The sequence below is a fragment of the Spirosoma litoris genome, assembly GCF_054776755.1.
Genome location: NZ_BAAHBI010000004.1, coordinates 59,623 through 72,571, shown reverse-complemented (window position 1 = coordinate 72,571; position 12,949 = coordinate 59,623). Strand labels below are relative to the sequence as shown.

At 51.0% G+C, this 12,949-nt stretch carries 3 protein-coding genes; 1 reads left to right on the top strand and 2 read right to left on the bottom strand.

Annotated features, from left to right (window positions below; translation table 11 throughout):
* Window positions 1-170: 170 nt before the first annotated feature.
* Complete coding sequence (locus tag ACYVGR_RS02550) at window positions 171-1,427, top strand: hypothetical protein (protein WP_460953700.1); 1,257 nt, start codon at window positions 171-173, stop codon at window positions 1,425-1,427.
* Window positions 1,428-1,447: 20 nt separating this feature from the next.
* On the opposite strand, the gene ACYVGR_RS02545 is transcribed toward ACYVGR_RS02550, so the two are convergent.
* Window positions 1,448-1,858 carry a helix-turn-helix domain-containing protein gene (locus ACYVGR_RS02545; RefSeq protein WP_460953698.1) on the bottom strand — a complete coding sequence of 137 codons (411 nt, stop codon included), beginning with the start codon at window positions 1,856-1,858 and terminating at the stop codon, window positions 1,448-1,450.
* Between the two features lie 120 nt (window positions 1,859-1,978).
* Entirely contained in the window at window positions 1,979-12,919 is a 10,941-nt protein-coding gene (locus ACYVGR_RS02540; RefSeq protein ID WP_460953697.1) for an SdrD B-like domain-containing protein, read from the bottom strand.
* Window positions 12,920-12,949 lie beyond the last annotated feature (30 nt).

The window sequence follows — 12,949 nt, the reverse complement described above, 5'->3', positions numbered from 1 at the left end:
TTAATCGACATGCGCACAGGCCTCTCAGATCGACCCCTCAAATATATCCTATTACTTCACCTGTTCGTCATATATAATTATCTCATTTACTTTATAAATGAACCTGTATCTTTAGGAAATTTTATAAATGTTAATAAATTTCCATAAACGACTCACAACAAGCCATTTGCATGAAGCTGAAGACGGGTAAAGAGGAGATTGCGTACTTACTTGAACAAGTAATCGAGAAGTACCAACTCGCCACAGGTCAACGAATCGTACGGAATACCAATCCGAAAAACTACGAAGAAGTAGCCAAAACCCTCAGCGCCATTAGTAACGAGTTGCCTAATACGGCTCAACAATTAGGACATGATCCATACCCACCCGACCCAAACCCGAAGCAACTCGACTACCCCCACCGGAAGTATGACATTACGGGGGTTCAGCTTAAGGATGCCTACAACCGCCTGGTCGCGAATCCGCGATCGTTCCTGATCGACGCGAGCTACATTTATTTATACGGTGTTGGGCGTAAAGGATTTGAGCAAAACCCACAGGATTCCAACCTCGTCGAAGGGTCAGAAGCGTCGTTGACATTACTGAAAGACGAACAGGAAGCCCTTCGGCAACAATTAATAGCTTGCCAGCAGGAACTAGCTGTGACGAACACCCGCCTAACTGCTTCGTTCAAAAAGCAGCAGGCAATCTGGCTAATTGGTTTATTCAGTCTCCTTGTCATTCTGGTATTTGTCAGCGTTAACTGGTTTACTGAACGAACAGAATGGGCAACTCTTCGCAAAGACCTGAATATTCTCCCCTATCAGCCCACACAGGCCGAAATTGATAGTTTGTCGGGCATATGGTTGTATTATACGGGGGCGCCACAGGCAAGAGGTAATGACCCCAATCGGTACCATCAGGTAGCCAACAACCTTGTCGAGATCACCTATAAAAATGGCTACTTTACCTTTTACCGACACGGCGCCAACATCGACCATATCGGTTACGTGCAATTCGAGTCCCCGTCTCTGGTCTCGATTTATTCGCGGGTAAAAAATAATACAGGCAAAGTTGAATCGCCAATCCATGCGCTGTTGCGACTAGATAAGGGTAAAGGCTATCTGACAAGTATCGCCACCACCTGGAGCTTCGACACCGGCAAGAGCAACGACATGATTGGCATTCGAAATGTGTTTATCAAACAAGGCAAGGGCGGCACGCTCGAAGAAATCACCAACACGCCAGAAAACGCCAACTGCCACTGCAAGATTATGAAGTGGCAGTTGGAGAACCGAAGCAAGACGTTTCAACTGAAATATAGACTACTGGATACGCTGGCCGATGAATCGTTGAAAAAGTTAATCGACGAAAAAAGCATCCTCCTGCGGGAGCCACAGGAGGGGCTTATTCTCACTCCTGAATCAATACACGCGCAAAAGCCTTAATTAACTTGCCTTCCCCGCGACTATTTGATAACCCACTGCTGAAATCCGATTTGTAGTTTTTCAAGATCTAAAAGCGACCAGTCATCATCTAATCGTTTGGCCATATTGACTGTTTTGATTTGACATAAGCGCTCCACCTGTCGACGCTCTGGACTGGGTAATTGTTGAAGATAAGCAACGACATCGGCTACAGTACTGTGCATCTGAACGCAACTGCGCGTGGGCAAATGATAATGCGTAGCCAGGAGTCTTATTTCGCTGATGCGCCAGAGTTTCGGGTTCTGATAGCGGTTTCGAACACTGTTGTGGCTTAACCCTACTATATCGCCAAGGGTGCTGGTACTTTGCTTTTCCTGGTGAGTTCTTTGTAACACCGCCCTGGAAAGATTAAAGAACGAGTTCAATGAATTGAGAAAAACGGTAGCAGGCATAAGTCAAGTTTTATACGGTAGATACTTGGAAACTAATCAATCGTACTGTGGGTAAAATTCTGGCACAAGTAATCAAACTCACTTGTGCCAGATGTATCTAGGCAAGGACTGGTGGGCCCATTACCTTGTCCGCCTAATAACAATCGGTAAGCATTTGGCTGGCGGACAGCTTACGTCCACAATACCGGCATCAATCGTCAGAATATCGCGACGGGCTGGATCTGTTGGCACCAACGCAATCAGCCCAGAGCGTCCTGTCGTCGTATTGGCATCACTATCCAGGGCAGTAGGTACGCCCGATGCGTTTGCCGTCGTCAACGAGAAGTTCGCAGGCAAGGTTGTTTTGTCGAACTCAACAACATAATTGCCTTCGGGCAGATTCGGGAACAGATAATTACCCCCACCCGATGTTATGGTTGTCGACACAACGGTGTAGTTTCCAGGCGTTGTTTCCTGCAACAACCTGATCGTTACATCATTTACACCCGGCTCACCGGCATCCTGACGGCCGTCTTTATCCAGATCATTCCAGACAAAATCGCCGATGCTACCGAACAGAGGATCACAGTCTATAGGTAGGTTATTGCTGGAGATATAAGGATCACCCGCCTGTACATTGAACACCAGATAGTACGGGTTATAGCCTTGCGTACCATTCTGAAGTTGCGTTGTATCGGCGTTAGGTAGCGAGCCTAACTGTACCCATCCATTGGCTGGAATATCCTTGTCCTGCGCCGACCCATCCAGTGCGGTTGGGGCAATTGAAGGCGCTGCAGGTGGCCAGACGGTTGTTGCAATGCTGTATCCATTGGGATGGCTGTAGGTAAGTGTGTAACTACCCGGCGTGCCATCTGTCAGGAAACGATAGTAACCTTTCGAACCATCCAGCACAATAGTAGTACTACCCGGACCCGCCACGCTAATTTTACCACCTTTCAGTATGGTGTTATTCTTATAGCAGTAGATATAGCCGGTTGGGTCGTACACTAGACGTTGGAGACCTGCATCAACAGTCGGATTGTTTACTGCCAATCCAGTTCCTGAAGGATCTATATGAACAACCTGAGAGAAACCAGTTATTGGGTCTGCGTCAGAATCGTTTGCGTCGTTGGTACCCGCATTCTGGTGAGGAGTCAAGCTGCAAGAGGCTGGAATCTCACTAAAGCGCACCTGATAGTCGCCCTCCGGCAAATTGGGGAACGAATAATGACCATTAGCATCGGTAACCGTTGTACTGGCTGCGCTCGTACTCCGAACGCCACTCACCACGGTAAACAGTTCTACTTTTACACCAGCCACACCGGGTTCGTTCGTATCCTGTATACCGTTATCGTTATTGTCTTTCCAGACAAAGTCACCAAGGCTACCTAACGGAGTGAGCGAACAACTTGTCGGTGCCGTGAAACTGGCCGTTGTTGTACCACAATCCGGCAGGCTGATCGTAGCAATATGATTAGCCCCATCGGAAACAAGTCCAGTGAAGACCGCGCTAAACGAACTGGTATTCGCGGCAATGGTCTGACTGACGGGTGTCGAACCGGGCAGGCTAACTGTGATTGTACCAGCCACGCTATTAGTCCGCGCAACAGTAACCGTAGCCGAATAGGTATTGGTGCCCGTAGCACAGATACCCGCAGTGGCTGTTGCACTCAGACTACAAACCGGAGCGACGGTACAACTGGCGGGTGCTGTGTAGGTTGTAGATGCGGGCGCATAACCGATGCCACTAACGGTAACCGTATGCGAGCCCGTACCCAAAGCCAATCCATTCAGCACAAAGCTGGCATTTACTTGTCCGGTCGTTACAGAAACAGTTGTTGTACTGGTTCCATCGGTGATCGTGAGTAAACTGGCTACGGCAGCTGTCAGGTTGACCGTACCCGTAATTGCGTACTGATTTGTGGCTGTGCTACAGGTTCCAGGTGTGATACTGATAGCCAAAGCAGGCGCTATCGAACAACTAAAGGGAGCCGTATAGGTGGTTGTCGTAGTGGAGCAACCCGGCAGACTAGCCGTTACCGTATGGCTCGCTCCATTAGAGACCAATCCGTTGAAAATGACCGGTGCAGTTACTGTACCCAGCGTAGTCGGTACAGCAATCGTTACACTATTTACGCCATCGGTAACCGTTAGCGTACCCGCCGAAGGATTGGTCATCGTTACCGTCACGGTATTGGAGAAGGTGTTCGTGGCTGTCGAGCACTGGCCTGTTGTGGTTACTGCCGAGATAGAACAAACCGGAGCTACCGAACAACTGGCTGGGGCAGTATAGGGGATGTTGACGCTGGCACAACCCGGCAGACTTGCCGTGATCGTATGACTGGCTCCATCAGAGATCAAGCCGTTAAACGTGCCGGTGAAGGTATTCTGTCCAACAGCCGTCGTACTGAAAGTAAGCGTCTGGCCACCAGTCGAGACCGAAACCGCTCCGTCAGCGGTTGGATTCGTGACGATCACGACTGCTGTAGCAGAGTAGGTGTTGGTAGCCGTGGCGCAAGTGCCAATCGTGACTACGGCACTAATCGAGCAAACTGGCGCTACCGAACACGAAGCCGGAGCCGTATAGGTTGTGGTTGTAGTTGAGCAACCAGGCAACGAAGCCGTCACGGTATGAGTTGTCCCGTCGGAAGTTAAACCGGGGAATTCTACCGTAAAGATCGCGTTGCCAGCGGGTGTTACAGCCAGCGTGGTGCTTTGTGGCCCATCTGTAACGGTTAACACGCCTGCCGTTGGATTGGTCAATTGAATGACCACCGTAGAACTATACGTGTTCGTGGCAGTGGCACACAAACCAGCCATGGCCATCGCTGTCAGGCTGCAAATTGGTGCTACTGAACACGAAGCCGGAGCCGTATAAGTCGCTGCTGTCGTGCTACAGCCGGTCAGGCTGGCCGTCACCGTGTGATTAGTTCCGTCTGAAATCAATCCACCGAAGGTAGCCGTAAACGTGTTCTGACTGTTGGCCGTTGTACTAAAGGTAAGTGTTTGCCCACCGGTACTAACGGAGACAGTTCCACCCGCTGTTGGATTCTGAACCGTCACCAACGCCGTTACTGAATAGGTATTGGTCGCAGTAGAACATACTCCAGCCGCAGCTACCGCCGAGATCGAACAAATAGGCGCTACTGAGCAGGAAGCCGGAGCCGTGAAGGTAGCTGTTGTCGTATTACAACCGGGCAGGCTGATCGTAGCTGTATGATTAGCACCATCTGAAGGTAAATTCTGGAATATGGCAGTCAACGATCCGGTATTGGCTGCCAGAGTCTGACTAACTGGTGTTGCCCCCGGCAGGTTAATGGTGATCGTACCAGCTGGAGCATTAGCCAGATTAACAGCAACCGTAGCCGAGTAGGTATTGGTAGCCGTAGCGCAAATACTCGTAGTTACCGTAGCGCTCAGGCTACAAACAGGCGCCACAGAACACGAAACAGGCGCAGTGTACGTCCGACTAACCGGCGAACAGGCTCCGTCAGAATAACTGGCCGTTACGGTATACGCCTGCCCATTGCTCACCAGCCCAGAGTAGCTAAACGTTCCTGATGCATTACCTGTTGGCAATTCGATCGCTCGGGAGGAGAATGCCCCGGACGAAATGGTTAGCGTTCCACTGGTAGGTATGTTGGTGGCCGTAACCGTTCCCGACAGCGTATACGCGTTTGTAGCCGACTGACATAGTCCCGGTGTAACAACCATCGTTAAGCCACAGGGTGCTACCGTGCAACTCGCCGGAGCGGTGTAGGTTGTAGATACGGGCGTATAGCCAATGCCACTAACGGTAACCGTATGCGAGCCCGTACCAGAGATCAAACCTGATAAATTGAAGCTAGCGGTTGCTTGTCCGGCAGTTACAGAAACAGTTGTTGTACTGGTTCCATTGGTGATCGTGAGTAAACTGGCTACGGCAGCTGTCAGGTTGATCGTACCCGTAATTGCGTACTGATTTGTGGCTGTGCTACAGGTTCCTGGCGTAACAGTTACTGCCATGGCCGGAGCTATCGAGCAGGAAACTGGTGCCGTATACGTAGCCGAAGTGGTACCGCAAGCCGTTGCCGATGAGAGCAACGTCACGGTGTGTAACCCAGTACCCGAGTTAAGTCCCGACAAACTATAGGTTGCGGACGTCTGACCAGCACTCACCGAGACAATGGCGCTCACCAACCCATCGGTAATCGTCAGGCTGCTGGCGGGAGCAGCCGTTAAGCTAATGGTTCCTGTTATCGCATACTGGTTGGTAGCCGTGCTACAGGTACCTGGTGTGGCGGTTAAGCTCAATGAACAGGGCACAACGGTCAGACCAAAGTCGTAGGTATGATTGGACGTACCTGGCCCATTGGTGGTGAGCATAATAGTCGGTTTTCCATTCATGACCATCGCGTCATTATTGATCAGAGTAGTGCCCGAATTGGCGGTGCCATTTTCGCCTGGAGTAAGGCTTACATCGGTTAAGGTCAATCCACTGGCCACTGTGCTACTGCCCAGGCTCGTGATTACCACAGCATAGCTCGTATTATACGTCAGGGCCGTTGTGGCAACGGATGAGGTAGATGTACCCGCCGTTACGGTCGTTGAGGAGAAATAATACTCCCCGGCGGCATTAGTTGTTACACTGGCCAGAGCCGTTGTTTTAGCGGCATCGTACAGGGTGACCACTACGCCTGGAATAGCGGGTTCACAAGGCTCCTGAAGTCCGTTTTTATTATCATCGCGCCAAACGCGGTTACCAATCTGAATCGGAGCCACACTACACATAATGGCCAGACCACCCCAGTTATTGGATTTGGTAAAGTTGACGTTCGTATACCCCGTTGCCGTACCATCGCTGAGCAGATGGTTATCCTTCGAGCGATCACCGGTTGTACGATTCAGCCAGGTCATGCCCGATGTCGCATTGTATAACACGTTATCCAAAGCAGGTAACAGAATCTCCGGCCGACCGGGTATATAGTCCATCGTACCTGCTAACATCGTACCTTCCAGTCCCTGGTATTTGAAGAATCGGTTGGTTGGACTGGTGTTTGCACCGGCACGGTTGGCGGTATAAGTATAATTCACGCCCGATGCGAATGGGCCAACAGCTCCATTGTGCTCCAGCGACCACTGCGGAGCGGCTTCAGTACCCAGATTTGCACCTCGCATCAATACCCCACCAGTCACATAGAACGACGAATTAATAATGTCGTGGTAGCGGTTGCGGGTCGCAATCATCATTCCGTAGACACCATTCGGCTGAGGGTCAAACTCAACTTCAGCTAACCAGGGATGCGTATGCTGGCTATTATTATCGCCGTTATTATTGTAGAATGTACTGTTGGCCGTTACTACCTCCCAAGGGTGTACAACTTGCCCATAATACTGCGACACGTTTGTATTGGTTGCTGGAATATCCAGATCAAGCGGTACGTCCAGTTCCCGGCGGAAGTCAGTCGATGTAGGCGTAGCATCCGATGGATCTACCGAATAGACAATACCTTTCAAATCAGCCGCAGTAGGCCCAGTACAGGTCACGGTGGCATATACCCGATTGGTGGATGGATGAACGCCTAAGCCCAGCGCGGCCTGATAGGGACGTCCGTCTGACCAATTACCTGTTGGACACCCATCCGTTGGTAGCGGGAATCGCTTGATCTGAGCGGCATTCGCCACGGCAGTTCCGTCGGAATTCACTGGAATAACCAGTAATTCCTGCGTTTTCAGATTGATCGCGTATAACTCATGACCATCTCGGGCAAACTGCATCGAACCTAAGCCTGTGTAGCCAATTTTAGCAGGTGTGCCGTTGGTTCGTCCATAAATACTCGCCCCCGGATAGGTGGCATCGGCCACATAAACACCCGCAAAGCCATCGCCATAGACGGTTTCCAGGTCGAGCCAAACCGATTTAGTACTGGCAGATCCTGTGGTGTAATCGATTTTATAGATCGTAGCCTCACCAAAGGTATTACCGCCAACATTGGCCTGCATAGGCGCATAGGCCCGCATGAAGGCACCAGACAGTAATTGCTTATGGGTACGATCCCAGGCCAGGCCAAACGTAGTACTCACATCCCCTTTGGTGGCTATCGTATTGTGGGCAGCTATTGAATAAGAAGCGCCACCCGAAGGGGCACCCCAAGTATAGCTGGCATCGGACGTACTTGTCGCCGTGAACGATTGCCCCGTGCTGTATTGCATATCAATGATGGTGGGTTCCGTGGCTCCATCATTATTCCGGGTGAAACAGACGACCGCAAAACCGGGGTCCGTCTGACAATAGTCGTTAGGCTGGTTCAGGCCCACACTGATCGAGCAGCTACCGGGCTGGGTGAACTGAATTGTCGACCCATTCTGCGTACCTTTAAAGGTTGAGGTATAGCCAGATGGCAGGTTACTGAATTCAACCCGGTAGGTGGTTCCAGGCGTCAGTCCGGTAAAGCTGTAGGCTCCGTTAACATCGGTTTGCACCTGAGAAACCTGCGTACTCTGGCCCGAAACATCACAACTAAAGATCGTAACCGTCACATTACTAATGCCCGGATCATTTGCGCCCTGAGCGCCATTGCTGTTATAATCGCGGAAGGCGGTGCCCCCAATGGTACTGGAACTGGCGGTGCAGGATGTACAGACAATGGGCGTTAGGGCAACCTGAACATTGTCGGAAATACAGGTATTGTAGGTACCGCGAACCGTGTAGGTTGCCGTTGTACTGATAGCTCCTGTAGCAAGCGTATTGGATGTGCCAACCACGGCTGTGCCACTACCAGCAAACCACTGATAGGTGGTACCTCCGGGTCCGCTTGCCACAAGTGTGGCCGAGCTTCCCTGACAAACAACCGGATTAGCCGTAATCACAACCGCCGGTCGCGGATTAAGGGCTAATACAAATGAATCGGCAGGCTTACAAGCCCCATCGGCGGATACAAGTATGGCGTAGACATACAGCGGCAACGGATCATCACTGACATTATCCGGCAGTTGTAAGTTCGAGAACGTAAGGGTTTTGGTACCCGTTGCGGTGGTTGAAGTCATCGTTGCCAGAACAGTACCCCCTGTGGCGGTGTACGCACTGGCAGCACTGGCCAACGGACTGGTAAAATATACCAACCGAACCTGGTCGGGTGCTAAGGCATTGGTTGATACCGTAATGGTGAGCGTTGTATTGGCGCACTGAGTCACCGTAGCAGCCGACGGCGTGGAAATGGTCAGCGTCTGTGTCGGTTTGATTCTCAGGTTGACAAAGGCCGTATCGGAACAAGTGGCACTCAGTCCATTCTGACCAATGATGGCGTAATACCGAATCCCACCCGTTGACGTCGGCTGCTGTGCCGATGTAGGGCTAAATGTTAAGCTAGTTGCTCCACTGATGGCCGTAAACGAACTACCACTGGCATCTGTAAAATACCATTGTACACCCGTAACCGTATTACTCGTCACCGTTGTTGACAGAGGCAATGAGAAACTACTGCCCTGACAAATAGTTTGAGAAGCTGAAATAGCCACTTCAGGCTTAGCGCAGTCGGGAATGGCAATCCCAAAGTCGTAGGTATGATTGGTCGAGCCTGGCCCACTGGTGGTAAGCATAACCGTAGGCTTTCCATTCATAACCATCGCGTCATTATTGGCCTGGGTAGTGCCCGAATTGGTTGTACTGCTTTCGCCCGGAGTTACCGGAGAAACCGACGTCAGCGATAAGCCCGTGACAACCGTACTCGTTCCCAGACTAGTGATGACGACCGCATAGCTTGTGTTGTAAGTCAAGGCCGTCGTAGCTACCGATGAAGTTGAGTTACCCGCCGTAATGTTGGTGCTGGAGAAATAATACTCCCCGCCTGCATTGGTGGTTACGCTGGCAATCGCCGTTGTTTTGGCCGCATCATACAACGTAACTACCGCTCCAGGAATAGCGGGTTCGCAGGGGTCCTGAATGCCATTTTTGTTGTCATCGCGCCAAACCCGGTTACCAATCTGAATGGGGGGCGCATCGCACAAAACCTCCAGATCACCTAGCCCAGCGGATTTGCCTTGAGCACCTGGGTTAGCTGTGGTGTAGAGTGTAAATGCGTTTTGTGTAGTCCCGGTCGTATTATTAACGCCAATCAGACCACCTGAGTCACCAGCGGCAGCGTCGCTAGCAGTCATACGGATTTCCCCAGAGCCGGGTTTGAAGGCCAGCCCGCCCATAGTACTTTCAAATGCACCGGCGCTCGTCTGGACATAAAACTCCCCACCACCAATGCCTCCATTGTCGTTCTGACCCACCGTGGCTGGTTTAGGGCTATGGGGACCTTCTTTGCCATTGTATTCGATTTCATACGAGCTACCGTTGAAGTAAGCACGTAGTAAGTCACCAGACGTGTAACTAGCATCTTCCAGTCGACCATTGGTAGCTGTATGGTCAGGTGTATAATTTCTACCAGCTCCCTGTTGATGCTGATGACGGCTGAAGAAACCCAGGATCATACTGCCATCCACATCAAAGACAATGTCCGACAGGGTGGGCTGGAGATACATGCTTGGGCCAGCCCCACCACACTGAACACTACTTGCCGATCCATTGGGATAAATACTGGTCCAGGGATGCCATTGAGAAGGATCGTAGCAGCCACCTCCCGTTAGGATTAACTTTTTGATATAGTTGAGGGGGAAGCTCAGCACCGGAGTTGGCGTATAACTACCCGTCACTGGGTTGAACTCCAATACACTGGCCTGTAAATCTGCGCGATTTTGCGAATGGCTGGCATCGCAAACCGCCCCGATGTACACCTTGCCGTTATGCACCGCCAGCCCAAAGGGGCGAGTCTCACCCGTAGGGGTGCCATTGAGTGTAGTCAGCTCGAAGCCTGACACCATCGCTGATCCACTTCCGGGATTGGCAGTAATGGCAATGTCCAATATCCCGTCGGTAATGGTTGTGGTAAACGAGCGAGTAAGACCAACGTTAATTTGATTACCCGCAGCAGCATAGACGTCGAAGCCAGATAAGACGGTTGTACTTTCCAGAGCCACCGTCGTATTGCGGTTATTCGCCGTGGTGCTGGTAGCCATATGCAGCTTGACGCCAAAGGTGCCATTGCCCACCGGAAAACTATAGGTCATGGTTTTTCCTGGAGCCACCGCAGCTGAGTTGGTGTATAAAGTCTGATCATTGGTACCAGCTGTAGCGCTATTAGGATTGGTAATGGTCTGGTTATAATTCGTCGAGCTACTATAGATGTCGAACAGATAGCCATCCCGCCACTCTTTACCATCACTAGATGTGAAGACCGTGTTGGCTGAACCCGCCGAAAAATAACTTGTAGACGAACCTGTTGAACACAACGAAGGTACTGGGTACTTACCGTTCAACGTTTTGGTGGCAATGTCGATGGACAGCAACTGTTTGTTGGTCAAATCCATGACATACAGCGTCTTATCGTCCTCACTAATATCAATATCGCCCAGGCCGATACCCGCAATTAGACTAAACGACTGAGCATCTACGCTTTGGACTCCAGCATTACCCAGACCTCGGTCGGCATCACTGGCAAACTGCCAGTTCCCGCTTACCAGGGCCGATACATTAAGCCAGGGCGTGGTGGTGGCGCTAGCACTGGTGGGGTTGGTCATATCCGTGACGTAGATCTGACCTAAAGCCCCATCCTTGAGGCCCACATGACGTTTGAGGAAAGCCGCCGTGTAGAGTTTTTTAGTCGTCTTCGCATAAGCTACCCCCCAGGTCGAACCAATTTGGGTACGAGTTCCCAGATGGTAGGGGCCGTTAGCATAATTATAACTGACGCCCACTAGTACATCATTTCCGGCGGTGGTGTTGGGTGTTACGGCCCCATCGAGGTAGCAGGGCGTCACCAGCAGTGGGTTAGTCTGGCAGAAATCAGTGGTCTGGTTGATCCCTAAGCTGGTGGTACAGGAACCCGGCTGGGTGAACTGAACCATCGTGCCATTGTTGGTGCCCTGGTAAGTTGGCTGATACCCCGCTGGCAGGTTGCTGAATTCTACCCGATACGTAGTGCCCGCCGTTAAGCCCGTAAAGCTGTAGGCGCCATTGAGATCGGTTTGCATCTGGGCTACCTGCGTACTCTGGTTGTCGGCATCGCAACGGAACAACGTAACGGTAATGGCCGACATACTCAGATCGCCCGTGCCTTTTATCCCATCGCCATTAAAGTCGCGGAAGGTGGTTCCGCCCAGGCTGGTGGGTGTAGCGGTGCAGGAAGTACACTGCACGGGTGTCACCGTAAAGTTGGTATAATCCGAATAACAACGATTGTTTGATACTACATTGGACGCTCGCACTCGAAAGGTGGTGGTAGTGGTGATGGCTGTAGTAGAGTAGGTGCTGAAATCACTGCCAACGTACACGCTACCAGCGTACCAATCATAGAAAGCTCCTTTATACGCAACAACCGATAGCGTAGCCGTGCTGCCCATACAGACTTGAGTTGGTCCGCCAATAACAGGGACGGGTCGAGGACTGAGCATAATAATCCGACTATCCAGGGGTTTGCAAGCGCCATCGGCTGAAACAAGTATAGCGTAGACGAACAGGCCCATGTTGGCTTCAGTGAGATTATCAGGCAATTGTACGTTACTGAAAGTGAAGGTTTTTGCGCCTGTTGCCGTGCTGGAGGCTACCGATGTCGAGAACACAGCTCCAGTCGTAGTCGAGTACGGATCAGTTGCTGTAGTAAAAGCAACCAGCTTAATGCCGTCGGGGGCAATGGCATTGGTCGATATGGTAAAGGTAGCCGTGCTGTTAGCGCAATACGTGCTACTGGCAGCGGGCGAGGTGAATGTAATGGTTGGACAGGTGGCAAAGCTGGCCTCAAAAGGAGAACTATTAGGACTATTGGTACCCAGACTCATTGTGGCTACAGATGTAGCAGAACCGACTGGACTAGTGGTAAAGTAGCGATTGACGTCAGTGCCTGGACTTGCCAGTATACCGTGACTGATTACTATAAACGTCATAGACGCAACCAAAAACCAGGCATAGGTTTTGATTGCGTAAAAAGCTCTATACAGCAAAAAGGATGATTGATGGTAGTGGTAAGTCCTACCTGATTGTGAGGTAGAGATATCTAACATGCGACAAGTCGTTTGGTGGGAACTCAAAAA

Bases quoted from the DNA above. Each gene is read 5' to 3' on its own strand.
- ACYVGR_RS02550 (WP_460953700.1), top strand. From the start codon at position 171: ATGAAGCTGAAGACGGGTAAAGAGGAGATTGCGTACTTACTTGAACAA.
- ACYVGR_RS02545 (WP_460953698.1), bottom strand. From the start codon at position 1,858: ATGCCTGCTACCGTTTTTCTCAATTCATTGAACTCGTTCTTTAATCTT.
- ACYVGR_RS02540 (WP_460953697.1), bottom strand. From the start codon at position 12,919: ATGTTAGATATCTCTACCTCACAATCAGGTAGGACTTACCACTACCAT.